General features: G+C 59.8%; 11 protein-coding genes and 5 pseudogenes. 15 read left to right on the top strand and 1 reads right to left on the bottom strand.

Translation table 11 applies throughout. The features are described 5' to 3' along the window. Positions 1-385: 385 nt before the first annotated feature. The 12 genes and pseudogenes from JFV26_RS28215 (at position 386) to JFV26_RS28160 (ending at position 15,533) form a co-directional block, all read left to right on the top strand. Positions 386-1,822, top strand: a complete 1,437-nt coding sequence (locus JFV26_RS28215; RefSeq protein WP_201196934.1) for an undecaprenyl-phosphate glucose phosphotransferase — start codon at positions 386-388, stop codon at positions 1,820-1,822. After that, positions 1,822-3,281, top strand: a pseudogene (locus tag JFV26_RS28210) (mannose-1-phosphate guanylyltransferase/mannose-6-phosphate isomerase). Before JFV26_RS28215 ends, JFV26_RS28210 begins: the two are co-directional and overlap by 1 nt. Further along, positions 3,278-4,192, top strand: a complete 915-nt coding sequence (locus JFV26_RS28205; protein ID WP_201196931.1) for a glycosyltransferase family 2 protein — start codon at positions 3,278-3,280, stop codon at positions 4,190-4,192. Before JFV26_RS28210 ends, JFV26_RS28205 begins: the two are co-directional and overlap by 4 nt. 7 nt (positions 4,193-4,199) lie before the next feature. Continuing rightward, entirely contained in the window at positions 4,200-5,024 is an 825-nt protein-coding gene (locus JFV26_RS28200) for a polysaccharide biosynthesis/export family protein (RefSeq protein WP_201196929.1), read from the top strand. 67 nt (positions 5,025-5,091) lie between these two features. Further along, entirely contained in the window at positions 5,092-7,074 is a 1,983-nt protein-coding gene (locus JFV26_RS28195; protein WP_201196927.1) for an exopolysaccharide transport family protein, read from the top strand. Next, positions 7,074-8,254, top strand: a pseudogene (locus tag JFV26_RS28190) (glycosyltransferase). The gene JFV26_RS28195 and the pseudogene JFV26_RS28190 overlap by 1 nt, the downstream one beginning before the upstream one ends. After that, positions 8,251-9,578 (top strand): annotated as a pseudogene (locus tag JFV26_RS34555) (beta-xylosidase). Before JFV26_RS28190 ends, JFV26_RS34555 begins: the two co-directional pseudogenes overlap by 4 nt. A gap of 25 nt (positions 9,579-9,603) precedes the next feature. Then, positions 9,604-10,818, top strand: coding sequence for a glycosyltransferase family 4 protein (locus tag JFV26_RS28180; RefSeq protein WP_201196925.1), 1,215 nt, complete (start codon positions 9,604-9,606; stop codon positions 10,816-10,818). Further along, entirely contained in the window at positions 10,809-11,912 is a 1,104-nt protein-coding gene (locus JFV26_RS28175; protein WP_201196923.1) for a glycosyltransferase family 4 protein, read from the top strand. Before JFV26_RS28180 ends, JFV26_RS28175 begins: the two co-directional genes overlap by 10 nt. Beyond that, positions 11,912-13,309, top strand: coding sequence for an O-antigen ligase family protein (locus tag JFV26_RS28170; protein ID WP_201196921.1), 1,398 nt, complete (start codon positions 11,912-11,914; stop codon positions 13,307-13,309). The genes JFV26_RS28175 and JFV26_RS28170 overlap by 1 nt, the downstream gene beginning before the upstream one ends. Next, positions 13,306-14,127 (top strand): acyltransferase, encoded by an 822-nt coding sequence (locus tag JFV26_RS28165; protein WP_201196919.1) that lies wholly within the window; start codon positions 13,306-13,308, stop codon positions 14,125-14,127. Before JFV26_RS28170 ends, JFV26_RS28165 begins: the two co-directional genes overlap by 4 nt. Beyond that, on the top strand, positions 14,127-15,533 hold the full coding sequence (locus tag JFV26_RS28160; protein ID WP_201196917.1) for a lipid II flippase MurJ: 1,407 nt from the start codon (positions 14,127-14,129) through the stop codon (positions 15,531-15,533). Before JFV26_RS28165 ends, JFV26_RS28160 begins: the two co-directional genes overlap by 1 nt. 343 nt (positions 15,534-15,876) lie before the next feature. Here the strand turns inward: JFV26_RS28160 and JFV26_RS28155 are convergent. After that, a pseudogene (locus JFV26_RS28155) lies at positions 15,877-16,811 on the bottom strand (helix-turn-helix domain-containing protein). Between the two features lie 161 nt (positions 16,812-16,972). On the opposite strand from JFV26_RS28155, the gene JFV26_RS28150 reads away from it, so the two are divergent. The 3 genes and pseudogenes from JFV26_RS28150 to JFV26_RS28140 all read left to right on the top strand — a co-directional run bounded on the left by JFV26_RS28150 (position 16,973) and on the right by JFV26_RS28140 (position 20,884). Beyond that, the gene (locus JFV26_RS28150) at positions 16,973-18,331 is read left to right on the top strand and encodes a glutamine synthetase family protein (RefSeq protein ID WP_201196915.1); all 1,359 of its coding nucleotides are present in this window, start codon (positions 16,973-16,975) and stop codon (positions 18,329-18,331) included. A 167-nt stretch (positions 18,332-18,498) separates the two neighbouring features. Further along, positions 18,499-19,587, top strand: a complete 1,089-nt coding sequence (locus JFV26_RS28145) for a polyamine ABC transporter substrate-binding protein (protein WP_201196912.1) — start codon at positions 18,499-18,501, stop codon at positions 19,585-19,587. Continuing rightward, positions 19,584-20,884 (top strand): annotated as a pseudogene (locus JFV26_RS28140) (NAD(P)/FAD-dependent oxidoreductase). Before JFV26_RS28145 ends, JFV26_RS28140 begins: the two are co-directional and overlap by 4 nt. Positions 20,885-21,067: the final 183 nt, after the last annotated feature.

Below are 21,067 nucleotides of genomic sequence, written 5' to 3'. Positions count from 1 at the left end.
CTACGCACCGGTTGAAACCTGTCATGGTGCTCACATGAAATTGTCTGACGACCTCATTGGACAGAATGCAGGGGCTGAACCAGACTCAAAAAATACGCGGTCAGCCGCAGCTGGCCAAGTGAGCGTTATTCGGATGCAGGGTGCATCAGTACGATGACCTGTCAAATATACGTCACATCACTTCCATCAATAATAAAACTCCCTTCGTCACCCTATTTAAGTCAACGAGTTGACACTAATAAAGCGCCGGTAGCATTATAAAGCCATCATTGAAATTTGAAATGGCCAACCTGGCAAAGATGCGCGGCGCTACGTTCGCAACCTGGCACTGCCCTTAATTTTCATCTGTAGTCGAGCCGGGGCTTCCTGGCAGTGAAGGGCTGACATGCTTGAGAAGTCGATTGATAGCAGGTTCTTGACACGTGCCGGGTTCATGGAACTTTTCATTGCTGGCGTAAAACTCACCCATGCCCTGTCTGCAGCATTACCGGCGGTCGTTCTGCTTTTTTGCCTCGAATCTCTCACGCAAGAGGTGTGGCACACGGTGCTGGGCCTGTTGGTGTTCTTTGCGCTGTTGACCGTCATCATGTTTCAGGCGCTGGGTGTGTACCGCGAGGATTTTTTCAGCAACCGCCTGCGTTTTCGAGTGATGCTGATGGCCTGGACCTCCGCCTTCTGCATTCTGCTGTTCATGTATCAGGGGCTGCACCTGTTGCCAGTCTTCAGGGCACGTCACCTGGCCCTCTGGTTTTTCGCAAGCCTGGTGATGTTCGGCATCGAGCGATTGCTGCTGCTGCGCCTTTTCCGATTCTGGATGGACACCGGCAAATTCCTGCAACGCACCGTCATCCTGGGATTCACCGAAAGCGCCCTGTTCGTCGCCGAGCACATACAGCGCAACGGCGATATCCGCTCCGGGCTGATCGGTTTCATCGATGACCGCACCGAGCGTATTCCGACCGAATTGTCGGGTCTGCCGCTGCTGGGAAACAGCCGTGACCTGGAAAACCTGATTCGCACCGAGCAGGTCAACCAGGTCCTGATCGCCCTTCCCTGGGCGGCGGAAGCCCGAATCGGTGACCTGGTCAAACGCTTGCGCCAGATGTCGGTGAACGTGGCACTCGTTCCCGACATCACCACACTGCGTTTTGGCCACAACCGCATCACCGATGTCGCCGGCATCCTGATGTTCAATACGTCCGAGTTGCCGCTAAAGGGCTGGTCTCCGCTGATCAAGCGTTTCGAGGACATCGTCCTCGCGACGCTGGGCATTGTGCTGTTGTCACCGATCCTGCTGCTGACCGCCCTGGCCGTGCGGCTCGATTCCGAAGGCCCGGCGCTGTTTCGGCAAAAACGTTACGGCTACAACGACCGGCTGATTCGGGTATTCAAGTTCAGATCGATGTATGTCAACCAGACCGACCGCAACGCGGAACGCCAAACCACGCGTGAAGATCCGCGAATCACCCGCGTCGGGCGTTTTATTCGCAAGACCAGCATCGACGAGCTGCCGCAACTGTTCAACGTGTTGCTGGGCAACATGTCAATCGTCGGCCCCCGGCCACACGCCACCGCGACCAAGGCTGCCGGTGTGCCTTTCGAGGAGGCGGTACGCGAATACAGCTCTCGCCACCGGGTGAAGCCCGGGATTACCGGATGGGCCCAGATCAATGGCTACCGGGGCGAAACCGACACCCTGTACAAAATCCAGAAGCGCGTCCAATACGACCTCGAGTACATCTCGAAATGGTCGGTCTGGCTGGATTTGTACATCGTTTTCATGACGGTACCGGCCATTCTTTCCACGAAGGAAGTCTATTGATGAGCACACTTGCTGGATTGATCCCCTGCATTATTTCTGGTGGCTCAGGCTCGCGGCTTTGGCCCGTTTCCCGGCAGAACATGCCAAAGCCCTTCATGCGTATGCGCGATGGCCAAAGCCTGCTGCAAAAGACGTTTCTTCGCGCCGGTCATTTACCCGATGTCACCTGCGTGCTGACGGTCACCAACCGTGAGCTGCTGTTTCGGACACTGGACGATTACCGTAGCGTCAACACTGCACACCTGAGCCTTGACCTGCTCCTTGAGCCGTTCGGGCGCAATACGGCCGCCGCCATTGCGGTCGCGGCGCTGCATGTTCAAGAACATCTGGGCGAAGCGTCACACATGCTGGTGATGCCGGCCGACCACCTGATCCTCGATGAAGCCGCGTTCCTGATTGCCGTCAGTCAGGCGCGAGCACTCGCCGATGAAGGCTACCTGGTCACCTTCGGCATTCAGCCGAACAAGCCTGAAACCGGCTTCGGCTATATAGAACAGGGCTCGGCGCTGGCGCAGGGCTTTCGCGTTGCACGTTTCGTCGAAAAGCCTGACCTGGACACCGCGCAAGCGTATGTCGATGGCGGCAACCACTTGTGGAATGCCGGCATGTTCTGCTTTCGCGCCGACACCCTGCTGCAAGAGCTGGCACTGCATGCCCCTGAAGTCCTGGCGGCGGCCAAAGCCAGTCTTGATGACGGCGTGACACTGGACAACAAGCGTTGCCGCCAGCGTGAGCTTGCGGCAGACAGCTTCGCCCTGGCACCGGATGTCTCGATCGATGTGGCACTGATGGAGAAGTCCGAACGGGTGGCGGTGATTCCGTGCGACATCGGCTGGAGCGACATCGGTTCCTGGGATGCCCTGCGTCAACTCACCCCCAGCGACGAATCCGGCAATCAGGTCAATGGCGAAGCTGTCCTGCATGACGTTCACGATTGCTACATCGACTCCCCCAAACGTGTCCTGGGTGCCGTGGGTATCCGCAACCTGATCATCGTCGATACCCCGGACGCCATTCTGGTGGCCGACGCTTCTCGTACCCAGGATGTTCGCCATATCGTCCAGGAACTCAAGCGTCAGAATCACAGTGCATTCAGCCTGCACCGCACGGTCACCCGGCCATGGGGCATGTACACCGTGCTTGAGGAAAGTTCGCGTTACAAAATCAAACGCATCGTGGTCAAGCCCGGGGAGTCGTTGTCGCTGCAAATGCACCATCACCGCAGCGAACACTGGATCGTCGTCAGTGGCGCGGCAATGATTACCAACGGTGATCAGGAGATTCTGTTGCGCAGCAACGAGTCCACGTACATCCCGTCCGGGCATCGTCATCGCCTGAGTAACCCGGGATCATCGACCTGGTGATGATCGAGGTGCAAAGCGGTGAATATCTGGGTGAAGACGACATCGTGCGTTTTGACGACATCTACGGTCGCGCCCCGGCACAGGTGAAACCTTGACCCGCCTCGCCCTCATCATTCCGACCCGCAATGCGCAGTCGCACCTGGACCGGTTGCTGCCGGCGCTCAAAGCCCAGACCCGGCAACCGGACACGGTGCTGGTGGTCGACAGCAGTTCCACAGATGACACCGTCAGCCGTTTCCGGGCTTTCGGAGCGCAGGTCCAGGTGATTGCCGCCAATGACTTCAATCACGGTGGAACCCGTCGCTGGGCCAGCCAGCAAGTCGATGCCGACGCAATGATTCTGCTGACTCAGGACGCGATTCCGGCCACCGCGCAAACCTTTGCCAATCTGCTGGACGAGTTGCAACAGGACCCGCGCATCGGCGTTGCTTATGGACGCCAGTTACCTCACCCCGGCGCCGGGATACTCGAAGCACAATCGCGACGGTTCAACTACACCAGTCAGAGCCGTACCAAAAGCCTGGCCGATGCCCCGGAACTCGGGATCAAGACCTGTTTCAGTTCGGACTCCTTTTCGATCTATCGCCGCAGCGCACTGGATGCCATCGGCGGTTTCCCGGTTGACGTGATCGGCAGCGAAGACGCCTATGTCGCCGCGCGCATGCTGCTGGGTGGTTACCTGGTGCGTTACGCCGCGAGCGCCTGTGTGGAGCACTCGCACCACTACAGCTTGATGCAGGAATTTCGGCGCTATTTCGATATCGGCGTGTTCTACGGCCGTGAACGCTGGATCGGTGAAGCGTTCGGCGCTGCCGGTGGCGAAGGCAAGCGTTATGTGATGGCGGAACTGCAAGCGCTGCGAGAGTCCGGCGCGTTGCACCGGGTACCGGAAGTGCTGCTGCGCAGTGCATTGAAGTTGCTGGGCTATCGCCTTGGCCACTACGAACATCATCTGCCGACGACGCTCAAGCGTCGTCTGGGCATGTTTTCCAACTACTGGATTTGAGCAGTCAATGACGACCACCAATCGACGTTCAACGCTGTGTCTGTCGAGCATCCTGACCGCCTCCCTGTGGCTGGCCGGCTGCTCCACGCCCGCGCATGTTGCGCTTCCCGACAGCGACACGGTCAAGGCCCGGCATCAGGCGGCCCTGACGCTTGCCGACCTGCCCCCAGCCCAGGTGCTGATCCAGGATGCCGACACTCTGCGCATCGTGCGCGATGCCCAGGAACCGGCCAAGAACGACGAAATGACCTTGTTCGTGGTGCGGCCCGACGGGTTCATTTCGATGCCCAACATCGGCCGGATCAAAGCCGCGCAGCGCACGCCCGAAGACTTGGGCAAAGAGATAACCGAACGCTACAAAAATGTGTTCCGTGAGCCTGCGGTGACCGTGAATATCGCCATTGCTCCCAGCAACCGGGTGTTCATTGGCGGCGCCGTCCCAAATCCAGCGTTCTTCAACCTGGCGGGGACGGTGTCCATCGAACAGGCCCTGCTCAGTTCCGGCGGCGTATTGCCTTCGGCGGACAGCTCCAACATCGCCTTGCTGCGTACCGGCGCCAACGGCAAGTACAACATGTACTTCGTTGACCTGAGCAGCATGCTCAGCGACCCCAATCACCCGATGGTCACCTTGCAGCGCGGCGACCTGATCTACGTACCTCAGTCGCGGATCGGCAGCACAGTCGAAGCGGTGGACATGTACTTCACCCGCCTGTTCCCGATCAACAAAGGGATCGGCGTGGGTTTCAACTATGACTTGAACAGTCAAAGCGTGAAAAACAGCGGCAACAGTACAACTAACATCCAGACCCTCAATAACGTTACCCCGTAAACAGGATCGACTCACTTGACTTGCCTTTATCAGCCAATGTTTCCCGCACCTTCAACGGAGTGATCCTGTGATCGAAATACGCTCTCTACGCGACCTGCTACGACTGTTCTTCATTTTTCGTCGTGAGTTCAGGCTGGCGGTCATCACCACCATAGTCGTCGCCGTGCTGGGCGCTTTTTTGCTCCCGGCCAGCTACGAGTCCAATGCGCGGCTGCTGGTCAAGCCGGGGCGCGAAAGCACCACGGTGCCGATCGAGGCCGGCAACCGCCAGACCCTCATCGCGCCGAGTACCCAGCATGATCCGATTGTCGATGAGGAGAAAATGCTCACCGGTCGGCCCATCGTGCACATGGTTGCCGAGCGTTACCTGGCGATGACGGCGGGCGAAAAACCTGAAGGTTTCTGGAAAAACCTCAAGTTCTACGTCAAGAAAGCCGTCGGTGGCGTGATCGACAGCGTGCGCAGCGTATTGCAGTTCGTGGGACTTGCCGAAGAACAAAGCCCTCTCGACCGCCTGGCGACCCGTCTGGAGAAGAACTTCTCGGCGAGCCATGAACCCGGCTCGTCGGTCATCGAAGTCAGCTTCACCTGGGATGATCCGCAAGTAGCGCAGCAGGTCGTGCAGATCTGGGTCGATGCCTATCTTGAGGAACGTGCCCGAGTGCTGGGTCGTAAAAGCCTGTATGCCTTTTATCAAGGCGAAGGCGACAAGGTGGCCGCACAGATTCTGGGCCTCAAGGAGCAGCTGCAGGGTCGTCTGAAGCAGATCGACTCGATCAGCGTCGATGCGCGCCTGAAAAACCTCACTAGCCAGATCGATCGTCTCACCGATGCTCGGGTCAATGCGCAAAATCAGCTGTCCGGCCTCAGTAGTTTTTTGATCAACGCCCGTCAGCAAATCAAGGACCAGCCGGCAGAAGTGGTGACCACTCGCGAAACCAGCCTCAACCCGACGCAGCTCGACCTCAAGCGCCAGATCAATACCCTTCAAGTGGAGCGAGCGCGGCTGTTGCGCACTTACCTGCCGGGAGCGCCGGCGGTGAAACAGATCGAGGAGAACATCCAGGCGCTGCAAATCATGAGCGCCCAGGAAGAAACCCGCCTGGAACGCTCCAAGAACACCTCGCCTAACGGCCTGGTGACCAATGTCCAGCAACAGGTGATCGATGCACAGTTGCAGCAACAGAAACTGATCGGGCAAATCGCCGACTACGACAAAAACCTCGATGCGCTGCGTACCGAACGTGATCGGGTGATGACCGATGAGCCCGAGCTCAATCGTCTGACCCAACAACTGCACACCGCTGAAAAGAGCTATGCACTCTATTCGGAAAACCTTGAGCAGGCGCGTATCGACCACGAACTCGACACCAGCCAGATCAGCAATATCGCCCTCATTGAACACGCAACCCTTAACCCGGCACGGGTCTTCCCCAAAAGCATGCTGATACTGTTGTTTGCAGTTCCGGCCGGGCTGGCGGTGGGTTTGTTGGCGATCTACGTTTGCTACCTTCTGGATCAACGCATCCACGATGGTGCCCGTCTGCAAGAACTGTTTCACGCGCCGCTGTGGGGCAGCGTGCCCGACCGCGACGATGCAACGCCGGCCGCCATGACCGCCAGTATTTATCGCCTCTATAGCCTGTTGCCAATGGATCGCATCGAGCGCGAAGGCCTGGCCCTGGGCCTCACGTCGGCGCGCCATGGTGAAGGGGTGAGTTTCATCATCGAGCAATTGCGCCGCTTGCTTGAAGAGCGCGGCCACCGGGTCAAGGTCAACGCTGCCGACCCCGCACAACCCGGCGAAGTCTTGTTGCTGGACGCTTCGGCGTTGTCGACAAGTCAGGATGCTTTCCTGCTCCTGCGCCGCGCGGACCTGATCGGGTTGGTGATTGAAGCACGTACCAGCACGGTGCCGATGATCGAAAACGCCATGTCGCTGCTCACCACCGCGTTCGGCCGAGTCGATGGTCTGATCCTCAATCGTCGCCGTTTCGAAGTGCCCGCCTCGGTGCTGGCGCGCCTCAACAGCCGGCGTGGAGCAGCCTGATGCGTATCGTGCTGTTGGCGCCGCTGCCACCTGAACAAACCGGCATAGCAGACTATGCCGCGCACTTCTGCACGGCACTGCGTGGCTTGGGCATCGAGGTGCTGACGCCATTGGCCGGCTGTCATGACCTGACGCAGCAACTGTCACGCCTCAAGGCGGTGGACTGGAGTACTGTGGATCTGGTGCACGCTGAGCTCGGTGGCGGCCGATTCGGCGAGTTTCAGTCACTTGAATACTTGAGCAGCGCACAGCCGCAGATTCCGCTCACCGCCACCGTGCATGATCCCGAGCGCCTGATCTGGCGGCGGGCCCGCCTGTTCTGGCCATTGACCCTGCTCGAACGGCTGCCCCACCCGATGCCGCAGGCCGCTGCACTGCTGGCCGACCCGCTGACCCTGCATGAGGGCGGCGTCTGGCCAGGCGCATGAGTCGGCTCATTACCCTGACCCGGCTGGGCGGCGATTGCCTGCGGCGGCGCATGGGATTGCGCGCCGGGCAAGTGGCCGTGATCGCCCACGGCAACCTGCCGATCATGCCGGTCGAACTGCCTGCGCTCGAACCGCTGCGCCTGCTGTATTTCGGCTTCATCTACCGGGGCAAAGGCATCGAAGACCTGCTCGAAGCCCTCGCCCGGACACTCGCCGCGCACCCGCAATGTCGAGGTCATGTCCGGCTGACGCTGGCCGGCGGTACCGCGCCGGAGATGACGTTCGACCCGGCGGGCAACTACCTCGATGGCCTGCGTCAACGCATCAGCGATTTGCAACTCGACGACATCGTCGACTGGCAACTGGACTTGCCGTCCAGCGAGATCGCCCAGGCCATTCAGGCGCACCATGTGATGGTGCTGCCCTACCGCGAATCGAAAAAGCTCGGCTGGCTGGGGCAGATGCGTGGCACCAGTGGCGCATTGTCCTGGGCCAACGCCTGCGGTCGCGGTGTGATCACCTCCGACGCTCGCGCCTTTGCCGAGGAAGTCGCGGGTGGCAACGGCATCACCTATCAGCAAGGTGATGTCGAGTCGCTGAGCAACTGCCTGACACGACTGGTGCTCGACCCTGGCCTGGCTCTCCAATGGGCAGTCCGGGCCGGCGAAACGGGGCAACAGCGCGAATGGTCGGCAACGGCCCGGCGTTTTTCCGATCTGTTCACGGCTGCCTGTGAGGAACGAACCCAATGACCGCTAGCCGCCGCCCTTTGCTGCCTTTTATTGCGGCGCTGATGTTCAGCGTCACGGCGTTGTTCTGCGCGCAAACCATTGCCGCGCCGATCAACCTCGCGCCCGACCGCCCCCTTGTATGGAAAGACTACCTGGGGGTGAACGCACACTTCTTGTGGTTCACCCCGGCGCAGTACCGCAAGCAGATCAGCGCCTACCAGAAACTGGGGCTGCAATGGGTCCGGGTGGACCTGCATTGGGATCGGCTGGAACCGCAGGAAAACGACTACCAGCTATCGACCCTCGACGAACTGGACAAGACCCTGACTACCTCCGGGCTCAAGTCGCTGTTCTATATGGTCGGCTCGGCGCCCTTCATTACCAGGGCACCTGCCGGAGCGCCGTTTCAGGATCAATATCCACCGAAAGATCCCAAGGTGTACGCCACGCGCATGGCCATGCTCGCCCAACGCTACCCCAATATCGATGCGTGGCAGGTCTGGAACGAACAAAACCTGCCGAACAACTGGCGCCCGCAGGTCGATCCCGCCGCCTATGGGCAACTGCTGCTGGCCACCCATCAGGCGCTGGACCAGGCCGCACCCGGTAAAACCCAGGTGATGGGCGGTATGGCCTATTACAGTCAGATGCCGACGCTCGGCAAAGCCTTGATGTTCCAGGCGCTGGGCAAGCTCGGGGTGCAGAGCCTTGGCATGGTCGCCGCCTATCACCCCTATTCCGTGACCCCGGAAACCGACGAGCCGGGCAAAAACGAGGTGCTGTTGCGCGGCAAGCAACTCAACGACATGTTGCACAACGCCGGGTTGAAAAATGTCTGGGCCACCGAATGGGGCTGGTCGAGTTACGCCGGCCCCGGGAGATGCAGGCGCTGATCGGCGTTGATGGTCAGGCGGATTACACCTTGCGTCGCCTGGCACTGATGAGCACCCAGGACTACCAACGGATATTTCTCTTCGCGCTGTCCGACCTTGATGATCGAGCCTCGGCCCGCGACCAGCATTACGGTCTGCTGGATCTCAATGGCGAACCGAAACCGGTGTATCAGGCATTGTCACGGTTTCTCGAGATCACCGGGCCAAGCCTCAAACCCGGCCAGACGCCGCTGCTTGAAGGCATGCCGGATACGTTCTACAGCGTGGCCTGGACCCGCAACGACGGCAAACACCTGTTGATGTTCTGGAGCGCCGAAGCGGGTACGTTGAAGCTGCCGGAGATTCACCAGGCCACCCTTTACGATCCGCTGTCCGGGACGCGGCAAAGCCTCGACCTGGCGGATGGAATTGCGCCCGCAGTGAAACCCACCCTGCAGATTCTGGTGTGGTAGACAACGCTGAAATGGAGTGCCGTATTTGAAAATCCTCTGGATTCTGCCCTATCTGCCCTGGCCCATGACCAGCGGCGGAAAGACCCGGCAATATCACCTGCTGCGGACACTCAGCGATCGTGGCCACCGGATAACCCTGCTGGTGCAATCCAAAACCGGGGCTGACGCCGTCGCGCGTGCGGCGATAGAACCCTGGGTCGAGCGCTTGATCGTGATCCCCCGGCGCCCGCTCAAACACCCGATGACCCTGCTCGCCGGGTTGCTCGCCCCATGGCCGCTGTTGACCACGGTCAATGGCCTGTCACGCCCGTTGCGCCAATGCTTCGACGAACTGTTGCGCGAGCCCTGGGATGTGATTCAAATCGAACACAGCTACAGCTTGCAGCCGTACCTTGAACCGCTGATGAATGCCTCACGCGACTTCGTCCTCACCGAACACAACCTCGAATCCAGCCTGGGCGGCGCCACCTATGATCGTTTCCCCGGCTGGGCCTTGCCGTTCGTGCGTTTTGATCAATGGCGCTGTCGGCGCTGGGAACGTAAAGCCTTCGACTCGGCCAGACAGGTCGTGGCCGTGACCGAAACCGATGCGCAGGCCATGCGCCAACTGACGTCCACCCCCGTCGATGTGGTGGTCAACGGGGTCGACAGTCACGCGTTTGCGGGTGTGATCGCGGCCTCCGACAGCCAGCGGGTGCTGTTCGTGGGTAACTACGAATACGCCCCGAACCTCGACGCTGTCGAGTGGATGCTGGAGGAGATCTTTCCTCGCGTCTGGCAAAGCTGTCCCGAGGCGCGTCTGGCAGTCGCCGGGTATGCGTTGCCCCCTGCCTGGGCCGAACGCTTCCCCGACAGCCGTATCGAATGGCTGGGTTTTGTCCCTGACCTGCCCGCACTGCAAGGGCGTTGCGCCTTGTTTCTTGCCGCGTTGCGCCACGGTGGCGGCTCCAAACTCAAGGTGCTGGAGGCCATGGCGGCCGGCCTGCCGCTGGTGAGCACGGGGCAAGGCGCTTCCGGGTTGTCGATCCACCCCGACGAACACTATCTGGCCGGTGAAACGGCTGAAGCCCTGGCCGATTCAGTGGTGCGTTTGCTGACCCAACCGCCTCTCGCCGCACGCCTGGCCGACGAGGCGCGCCGTTATGCCCGCGATCATCACGACTGGGCGGTGGCCGGCAATGAGCTGGAGCAGATTTACCGTACATTGCCTTCTGCCGAGGTCAGCCAAGCATGCGTGTAGCCCTGGATTATCGCCCCGCCACCGTCGCGCCCTCATCGGGCATCGCCCGCCAAGTCAAAGCGCTGGAAGAATCCCTGCTCGAGCGTGGTGACACGGAACTGGTGCTGTTCAGCGAAGCACCGCTGCAGCACCCGCAACGTTTGACGGCTGTCTGCCCGCCGTGGCCAAGCCCGCTCGACGGCCTGCAACGGCCCCAGGTACGACTGCGCTTCGAGCGCAAATTTTTGCCTGCAGCCCTTCGTGAACACACCATCGACTTGTACATCGCTACCGCCAACATGGGCTTGCCCCTCGGCCACAAACCGGCCGGGACGCGTTATGTGCTGGTATTACATGACCTGTTCCAGCTGACTCAAAACAACTTCCATCAATCAAAGGTCAAGGCCTTGGCTTACCGCGTGATCGATGCGTGCTCGATTGCCTGGTCGATCTGGATTGCCGATGAGGTCTGGTGTCCTTCGCGTTTCTCCTGCAATGAAGCCGTCAGGTTATTTCCATGGGCGAAACCCAAGGTTCGGGTGCTGAACAATCTGGTCCCCGAGTACCAGGACGAGCCAGGCCCGCTGCCCGAAGACCTGCCCGAACGCTTCTGGCTGGTGGTGGGCACCCGTGAGCCGCGCAAGAACATGGCGTTTTTCGTCGAAAACTGGCAAGCCTGCCGACTGGAAAACCCACGCGTTCCGGCGTTGGTGTTGGTCGGTCACGCCAGTGATTTGCCCTCTGAGCTGGCCGCACTACCGGGATTGCACTGGGTCAATGGACTGAGCGATGCCCAGTTGCATGCGCTGTACTTGCATGCCAAATGCCTGTGGCAGCCTTCCTATGCCGAAGGTTTTGGCTTGCCGGTGATCGAGGCCCTGAGCGTCGGCACGCCGGTGGCCGTGGCCAGAGGCTCGGCACTGGATGAAGTGGCGCCACCCTCGGCGCGACGTTTCGGCGCCCATGACCGTGCGCAACTCAAGGCGGCCCTGATTGATCAGGCGCAGGACGAAACACCCGTCGATACGCAAGCCTTGCGCGACTGGGCCCGCAAGTTTGACGGGCCAGCCTATCGCTATCGGCTCGACACCCTACTCAGAGCGTTGTATCGCTGATGCTGCCAGGAAAAATCATCGCTCTGCTGTTGGGCCTCCTCTTCGGCGTACTGCTTTGGGCGCTGCCGCCCGCCAAAGTCATCTTCGTGGTGATTGGTTTTGCCGTGGCGCTCACCCTGGTGCGCAAACCGCTGTGGGGTTTGCTGATCTTCGCGCTGCTGGCCACCAGCATCCCGTACACCACGCTGGAGCTGGGGATTCGCACCACCATCAGTGAAGCCGTACTGGGGCTGACCTGGCTCGGCGTGTTCTGGCAGTCCTTCATCGGCAAGACGCGCAACCTGCTGCTCTGGCGGCCGACCGAACGCGCCATGGCCTGGTTGATGTTGTTCAGCATCATCCCCTTCATCTCGGGGATGATCATCATCCACGCCGATGGCAACGGTCCAGTGAACTGGGTGCGCTGGCTGATGAACCTGTCGCTGATATTCATGGTGCCCCTGCTGCTGCGCAGCGATGCCGACCGGGACAAATTGGTGATCGCGCTGTTGCTGGGCAACCTGGCGATGCTGCTGTTATCGACCTTCATGTTCCTCAAGACCCGTAACGCGATGTCGATGATCCCGATTCTCACCGACCTCAAATACGCACACCCGGAAGCGGTGCAGGACATCTTCTCCGCCAACTACCAACGCATGGCTTCACCCTGGGTCCACCCCAACCTCACCGGCGGTGTGCTGGTGCTGTTCATTCCCATGGCGCTGCTGTATGGCTGGACCCAAAAAGGCCTGCGCCGGGCATTAGGCCTGGCCGTCGCAGTGCTCGGCTGCGCGGGTTTACTGTTGAGTATTTCCCGAGGGGCGATTCTGGCTCTGGTGTTGGTACTGATCTGGCTGACCTACAAACGCGTGCCCTACAGTGGCCGGATCATCGGCATCGGTGCAGCATTCGCGGTGGCGCTGGTGATGTTCTATCCGCCGTTGCAGGAACGTCTACTGACCATGTTCTCGGCGACCAACGCCAGTACCGAAGTGCGTTTCGATGAATACTCGAAATTCCCGGAGGTGATGCTCCGCTACCCCTTGGGCATCGGCTTCAAGATCGATCCGCCCGTGCCCGGCAGCGGCCTGCCGGGCATCTCCAACCTGTGGCTGAACTTCATCTACAAGATCGGCATTCCCGGCATGCTGCTGTTCGTCACCATTACCGTGCTGTGGTGGCGTGAAGTGCGTCCATTGACGCTGGTGCGTCAGGTTACCGGCGAAAACTCCTTGTGGCTGGGTTGCGTTGCCGGCCTGCTGGCGGCACTGCTGACCGGGCTGTTCGACCACTATTTCAGTTTCACGTTCGTACTGATCGGGTTGTTCTGGCTGTTGATGGGCTTGAGCCTGCAACAGGTCCGCCTGCATCCGACGATTGTCCATTCCCACCTTGCGCCCAAGGATAGCCAAGCATGAAACATCGCATTTTTCATTCGGCCGACCTGCCCGAACGCCTGCCCTCACTGGCCGTTGAACTGGGCGTGAGCCTCGATGAGCTGATCGCGGCCTACGCCTGGGGAGTGAGCCACGATGTGTTCTTTGTGGAGGGCGAAGGAGAAAACCTGCGCTACAGCATTTGTTCGGTGGATATCGAAGCGATCATTGAAGACCCTCTGGCGCAACGCTTGTACGGACGCTTGCGCAAGGACATCCCGACGACCCTAGTGCCTCGTTACGGCAAGAACTGGATCACCCTCAAAGACCGCTGGCTGAGAGCCTGGGAACAGGCTTACAACATTCTGATCAACAAGATCCCCAGTCATCACGTACGGCTGGCCTGGCTGCGCCTGGGCGGTGCGAAAATCGGCAAGGGTTCCAGCCTCTGGCGTAACACCGAAGTGCTGGGCATTGAAAATCTGGTCATCGGCGCGGACAGCGTGATTGCGTGGCACTGCCAGATCGATGCCCGCGCCGGATTGATCATTGGTGATCATGTGGCGATTGCCTCTCATGTGCTGATTATCGCCGGCAGCCATGACACGGCCGCGCCCGAGTTCTGGTCGGTCTCCGGCCCGATCTATATCGACGACTATGCCTGGATCGCGACGCGGGCACTGATCGGTCACAGCACCCGCATCGGACGCGGCGCGGTGGTGACCGCCAACACGCTGGTAGCAAAAAACATCGCACCGTACAAAATCGTTGGCGGCAGCGGCGCCAAACCCATGGGCGAACGCCCCCACGACTTGAATTACAAGGTGGGTGGCAAAGGCCTGTTCACCCTGTTTCATTAATGTTCAGCAGCACCCTGTGGCTGACCCTGGCAACCCTGGCCGGGCTGGTGGCCGGTTTTGCCCGCGAATGGCTGTTGGTCGCGGCGTGGGGCGCCGGCAATCGCAGCGATGCGTTTCTGGTGGCGGTGTTCATTCCCGAAGCGATTCGCATGACCCTCGCGGCCGGGCTGCTCGCTGCCGCTGCCCTGCCCCTTTTTCAGCAACGCGATGAGCTGCGCCAACGGGCCTGGCTCAATGGCTTGACCTCACGCCTGCTTGCGTTCGGGCTGCTCCTGTACGCGGTACTGGCGTTGGCCGCGCCGCTGTGGGTCCGGCTGATCGGCCCGGGCCTGGATAACGACGCCCACGCCGAGGCGGCGGCCAATCTGCGTTGGCTGGCGGCCTGTGTGCCGGGGTTGCTGGTGCATGCGTTGTTCAGTATTCCGTTGCAAGCCCGGCAGCGGTTTGTCCTGCCGGGATTGGGCTCGCTGCTGTTTAATCTGCCACCGGTGCTGTACCTGTTTTTGCGCGGTCACTCCAGCCTCAGCGCCGAATTGTCGATGGCATTTTTCGCCGGCAGCCTGTTGATGTGCCTGCCGCTGTTGCCACCGCTCTGGCAATTCGGTTGGCGCCCGTGGCGGGTGCGCGGGGAAAGCGGCGCCGGGCGCGAGTTGGTTGGGCGAATCGGTCCGTTGCTGGCCAGTAATCTGGCCAGTCAGGGTCTGGCATTGCTGGAACGTCTGGTGGCCAGTTACCTGGGTGAAGGCGTGGTGACCTGGGTCAATCTGGCGCGCAAATTGATCAACCTGCCGCTGATTGCATTGATGAGCCTGAACCAGGTGTTATTGGGCCTGATGAGTGGCAAGCAAGGCGAACAACGACTGGTCTTGCTGCGCCGGGGGCTGGATGCGGCGACCTTGTTAAGCCTGCCCGCCGCCTTCGGGCTGGTGGGCGCCAGCCCGGCGTTGATTCATTTTCTGTTACCGGCCCAGAGCGCAGACGGCCCGTTGCCGGCGCTGCTGGGATGGTTTGCCACGCCCTTGGTGTTCGGTGCCTGGAATGCCATGCTGGCGCGTTACGCCTACGCCGCCGGCGATACCCGAATGCCGTTGAAATGTGAGCTGCTTGGCAGTCTGCTCAATGCCACCCTGCTCGCGGTATTGCCGCTGGTGCTTGGCCTGACGGCGATCCCGATCGCGGCGCTCGGCGGCGTACTCCTGACGAATGTGCAGCTCATGCAACGCCAGCAACTGCTTGCCGTACTGCGCTGGCCGGCGCTTTGGGGACTGAGCGTGGTGTTGCTCGGCGTTGCCGCGGTGGTGCTGCATCCGCTGGCCAATGTCTGGTTGCAGTTGGGCAGCAGCATCATGGCCGGGGCTGTACTGCTGTGTGCGTTGGGTCTGTGGCTGAAACCGTGGAAGAGTTGAATCTTCAATTACACACAAAACCCACGGCACTACATCCGAAAACCATCCTCGGCAATCTGGGGATCGCTGCTCAAGCCGCCATAAACAAAGAAATGGACTGGATGTCCTTGTCCAGGTTGTTTCGTGTGCATCGACAGGCAAAAAACTAGAAGACATCTGCGCAGCGTCAAACAGGGCTAACTATTTTTAAACACCCTTACTTATTTAATTTCATGAAAATACAACGACTTAAAGATTAATCATGAAACACTCAGTTACACTTGCAGGAGATGCCTGGCAGATATGGAGTCACCGAACTCCAAATAAAAAAACCTGTTAATGCAGTTTGCAATAACAGCCTTCGCTAATAGATAAGCCCTGAAGTATGAGTCGTTGCACAGCGCGAACGTTTGAGCGTTTCGCTCGGCAACTCTTTGAATAGCGCCCGATAGCTGCTGGAAAACCGGCCCAGATGCCAGAATGACCAGTGCATCGCCACTTCGGCAACGGTGGTGTCCGACGGCGCACAGCTGAGCAATTCACGGCGGGCGCTGTTGAGGCGACGCAGACGCAGCCAATGAGTAGGCGACATGGCGGTGTAAGCCTTGAAGGCATGTTGCAACTGGCGCAGTGAAACACCGGCCACTTGCGACAATTGCAACAAGTTCAGGGTGTCTTCCGGACAATCCGCCGCCCACTCGGCAACGCGTTTCATGATCGTTCGTTCGTCGCTCCTGCGTTGCAGCCCGCCACGGTCCAGGTACGCGCAGGCGTTGTCGAGGATATACAAGCAGTCTTCGAGCAGTTGTTCGGTCAGGGCTTCGCGGCTCGGCGGGTCAAAGGTTTGCGCCAGTCGGGTCAGGGTGCTGCTGAGCCAGCGACTGAACAGTGCATTCTGCTGACAATTGAGCGGCGCCATGAACAGCCCTTCAAGCCGTGCGACGTTCAAACCGTGCCGCTGCACGAACTCCGGGCCGAACACCACGGCGATTTCCTGGTAGTTCTCCGGGGTAATCCAGATGTTGCGGCTCTCGCCATTGAGCACGTACAGCGCGTTGTCGCTGCGATCGAAACAAAATGCCAGGGCACCCTGGGGGGCGCTGAAATTCTGCTCGACCCGGTGTTCATGTGCTCTTCGTAAATCTCCACGCCTTGCAAGTCCAGATAGCGCACCCGCCCGGCGAAATGCCCCGGCGACATCTGCTGGTAATGCTGTACCCAACCTGGAGTGGCGCGGATTTGCTCGGCCACATCGGCGGTGTTGAACGCTTGGACTTGTAACGGATTGCACGCTGTCATGGGTGACCTTACGCACTCGTTTGGTGCGTTTTGGTGCTGCTTAAAGTGGATAGATGGAACCGCAAGGCTCGCCCAAGATAGTCGTCAACGCGTCTCAGGGGAAGTCTGCGTCGGATGAAACCGCCCTCCCCGGCGTTACTAAAACCAATAACGAGGTCTTTATGAATGTCCCTTTCGATCAGCTGTTCACGTGGCTGAAAGATCACAAGATTACTGAGGTCGAGTGTGTGGTCAGCGACTTGACCGGCATCGCTCGCGGCAAGATTGCACCCACCAACAAGTTCCTGCATGAGCGAGGCATGCGCCTGCCGGAAAGTGTGCTTTTGCAGACAGTAACCGGGGACTTTGTCGACGACGACATCTACTACGACCTGCTCGACCCGGCCGATATAGACATGATTTGCCGGCCCGTTGCTGACGCGGTTTATGTGATTCCGTGGGCCATCGAACCGACTGCCATCGTGATCCACGACACCTTCGACAAGTTTGGCAACCCGATTGAACTGTCGCCGCGCAACGTACTGAAGAAAGTCCTGCAGCTCTACACCGATAAGGGCTGGAAGCCGATTGTTGCGCCGGAAATGGAGTTCTACCTGACTCAGCGCTGCGAAGACCCGGACTTGCCGCTCAAGGCACCGCTGGGCCGTTCCGGTCGTGCGGAAAGTGGTCGTCAGTCGTTTTCCATCGACGCCGCCAACGAATTCGACCCGTTGTTCGAAGACGTCTATGACTGGTGCGAACTCCAGGGCCTGGACCTCGACACGCTGATCCACGAAGACGGCCCGGCGCAGATGGAAATCAACTTCCGTCACGGCGATGCCCTCGACCTCGCTGACCAGATCACCGTGTTCAAACGCACGCTGCGTGAAGCGGCGCTCAAACACAACGTCACCGCGACGTTCATGGCCAAGCCGATCGGCGACGAGCCGGGCAGCGCCATGCACTTGCACCAGAGCGTGGTCGATATCGTCACCGGCCAGCCGATCTTCGCTGATGCAGACGGCAAGATGAGCGAACTGTTCCTGCACCACATCGGCGGCCTGCAAAAGTACATCCCCAAAGTGCTGCCGATGTTCGCGCCTAACGTCAACTCGTTCCGCCGCTTCCTGCCGGACACCTCGGCGCCGGTGAACGTGGAGTGGGGCGAAGAAAACCGCACCGTTGGTCTGCGTGTGCCGACCTCAACCCCGGACGCCATGCGCGTGGAAAACCGTTTGCCGGGCGCTGACGCGAACCCGTATCTGGCGATTGCGGCCAGCCTGTTGTGCGGTTACCTCGGCATGGTCGAAAAGATCGAGCCGAGCGCTGCGGTGCAGGGTCGCGCCTATGAACGTCGCAACCTGCGCCTGCCGATCACCATCGAGGACGCCCTGACCCAAATGGAAGAGTGCGAAACCGTCGGGCGTTATCTGGGCAGCAAATTCGTTCGCGGTTATGTCGCGGTGAAACGCGCTGAACACGAAAACTTCAAGCGTGTGATCAGTTCCTGGGAGCGTGAGTTCTTGCTGCTCAGCGTCTAAGCAATCTCCCGCATGAAATTGCATTCCCATGTGGGAGCGGGCTTGCTCGCGAAAGCGGTGTGTCAGGCGACATCAATGTTGACTATGCCGCCGTCTTCGCGAGCAAGCCCGCTCCCACAGGAAGAATGCCAACGCCTAAAAATCCAACAACCCGAAGAGGTGTCGATATGCGTCTATTGAAATCCGTTGTTCCGGTCACGCTGGCCTTGTTGTTCAGCGCCGTTGCGCAAGCTCAACCCACCGTCAGCGTCTACAACTGGACCGATTATATCGGCGAGACCACCCTCGCCGACTTCCAGGGTAAAACCGGGATCAAGGTGATCTACGACGTATTCGACTCCAATGAAACCCTGGAAGGTAAATTGCTCGCCGGCCGCACCGGGTATGACGTGGTAGTGCCGTCCAACCACTTTCTCGCTCGTCAGGTGAAGGCCGGCGCATTCCTCAAACTGGATCGCTCGCAACTGCCTAATTTCAAAAATCTCGATCCGAAACTGCTTGCCTTGCTGGAGAAAAACGATCCGCAGAACGCCCACTCAGTACCGTACCTGTGGGGCACCAACGGCATCGGCTACAACGTCGACAAGGTCAAGCAAGTGCTGGGCATCGACCATATCGATTCCTGGGCCGTACTGTTCGAACCGGAGAACATCAAGAAACTCAGCCAGTGTGGCGTATCGATGATGGACTCGGCGGATGAAGTGTTCCCGGCGATCCTCAACTACATGGGCATGGACCCGCGCAGCGAAAACCCTGAAGACTTCAAAAAGGCCGAAGCGAAGCTCTTGAGCATCCGGCCTTACATCACCTATTTCCATTCGTCCAAGTACGTGTCGGACCTGGCCAACGGCGACATCTGCGTGGCCTTCGGTTATTCGGGCGACGTGTTCCAGGCCGCCAATCGCGCCAAGGAAGCGAAGAACGGCGTGAACATCGCCTACGCCATCCCGAAGGAAGGCAGCAACCTGTGGTTTGACCTGTTGGCCGTTCCCGCCGACGCCGCCAACCCGAAAGAAGCCCACGCCTTCATCAATTACCTGCTGGACCCGCAAGTCATCGCCAAGGTCAGCGCCTCGGTGGGCTACGCCAACCCGAACCCGGCCGCCAAGCAGTACATGGACGTGGCGTTGGTGAACAACCCTGAGGTCTACCCGTCCCAGGAAGTGCTCGACAAACTCTACATTTCCACCACCCCGCCCCAGGCGATCATGCGTCTGATGACCCGTTCCTGGAGCAAAGTGAAGTCCAATAAATGAATCAGTACCGCAACGAACATGCCCACTCCTATTACGTCGCCAGTGCAAAAAACCTGGCGCCCTACCCCACGCTGGCATCGGACCTGGAGGCCGATGTCTGCGTGATCGGCGGCGGGTTTACCGGAGTGAACACCGCCATCGAGCTTGCGCAGCGCGGACTCTCGGTGATCCTGCTGGAAGCCCGGCGTATCGGTTGGGGGCTAGCGGGCGTAATGGCGGGCAGTTGATTCGCGGTATTGGCCATGACGTTAGCGGGTTCGCTCGTTATGTCGGCACTGAAGGCGTGGATTACATGGAGCGCGCCGGGGTCGAATCCGTGGCGCTGGTGGGCAATCGAATCCGCGAACACGGGATCGACTGCGACCTGCGCTGGGGCTTCTGTGAATTGGCCAATACGCCGGCGCAGTTTGCTGCGCTCAAGGTTGAGCAAGAGGATCTGGCTCAGTCCGGATACGCCCATGAAACCCGAATCGTCGGCCCGGAGCAGATCCGCCAGCAAGTAGTGAATTGCGAGGTGTATGCCGGCGGCTTAATCGACATGGGCTCCGGTCACCTGCACCCGCTCAATCTTGTCCTTGGCGAAGCCCGGCTGGCCGAATCCCTCGGCGTGCGGATCTTCGAGCAAAGCGAGGTGCTGGAGATCATCCATGGCAGCACCGTACAAGTTCGCTGTGCAGGCGGCACGATCCGCGCCGGCAGCCTGGTACTCGGTTGCAACGCGCATCTGGAAGAGCTCGAGCCGAAGCTCAGCGGCAAGGTCCTTCCGGCGGGCAGTTACATCATCGCCACCGAACCGCTGTCAGCCGAGGTCGCCGCGCAATTGATCCCGCAGAACCTGGCGCTGTGTGACCAGAAAGTCGGCCTGGATTACTACCGGCTCTCGGCGGACCGACGCTTGCTGTTCGGTGGTGCCTGCCACTACTCCGGGCGCGATCCGGCGGATATCGCGGCTTATATGCGTCCGGCAATGCTCAAGGTGTTCCCGCAACTGGCGAACGTGCGCATCGACTACCAATGGGGCGGCAAGATCGGCATCTCGGCCAATCGCTTTCCGCAGGTTGGGCGCTTGAGCCAGTACCCGAACGTCTACTACGCCCAGGGATACTCGGGCCACGGCCTGAACGTGACCCACTGGTGCGCAAAATTGCTCGGTGAAGCGATCCATGCCGGGCACAGCCAAGGTTTCGATGTGTTCAGCGCCGTGCCGCACATGACCTTCCCCGGTGGCCGCGCCCTGCGTTCACCGCTGCTGGCACTGGGCATGTTCTGGTATCGGTTGCGCGAAATGCTCGGTTAATGACGCAACGCCGTAATGACTGACGAACCCCGCCCCCCGTAGGAGCTGCCGAAGGCTGCGATCTTTTGATCTTGGTTGTTAAAAGCAAGATCAAAAGATCGTCCGAACGCGGCCCGAGCCTTCGGCAGCTCCTACATTTGAATGCGTCAGGCCATCAATAAGCGATGCCGGCCAATCAAGCGA

The organism is Pseudomonas sp. TH31 (genome assembly GCF_016650815.1).
GTDB lineage: Bacteria > Pseudomonadota > Gammaproteobacteria > Pseudomonadales > Pseudomonadaceae > Aquipseudomonas.
The sequence above is the reverse complement of the archived record's forward strand: the minus strand, read 5'-3'. Positions and strand labels throughout refer to the sequence as shown.

Excerpts from the sequence above, each read along its gene's own strand:
- JFV26_RS28215 (WP_201196934.1), top strand. The coding sequence starts at position 386 with ATGCTTGAGAAGTCGATTGATAGCAGGTTCTTGACACGTGCCGGGTTC.
- JFV26_RS28200 (WP_201196929.1), top strand. The coding sequence starts at position 4,200 with ATGACGACCACCAATCGACGTTCAACGCTGTGTCTGTCGAGCATCCTG.
- JFV26_RS28175 (WP_201196923.1), top strand. The coding sequence starts at position 10,809 with ATGCGTGTAGCCCTGGATTATCGCCCCGCCACCGTCGCGCCCTCATCG.
- JFV26_RS28170 (WP_201196921.1), top strand. The coding sequence starts at position 11,912 with ATGCTGCCAGGAAAAATCATCGCTCTGCTGTTGGGCCTCCTCTTCGGC.
- JFV26_RS28165 (WP_201196919.1), top strand. The coding sequence starts at position 13,306 with ATGAAACATCGCATTTTTCATTCGGCCGACCTGCCCGAACGCCTGCCC.
- JFV26_RS28160 (WP_201196917.1), top strand. The coding sequence starts at position 14,127 with ATGTTCAGCAGCACCCTGTGGCTGACCCTGGCAACCCTGGCCGGGCTG.
- JFV26_RS28150 (WP_201196915.1), top strand. The coding sequence starts at position 16,973 with ATGAATGTCCCTTTCGATCAGCTGTTCACGTGGCTGAAAGATCACAAG.
- JFV26_RS28145 (WP_201196912.1), top strand. The coding sequence starts at position 18,499 with ATGCGTCTATTGAAATCCGTTGTTCCGGTCACGCTGGCCTTGTTGTTC.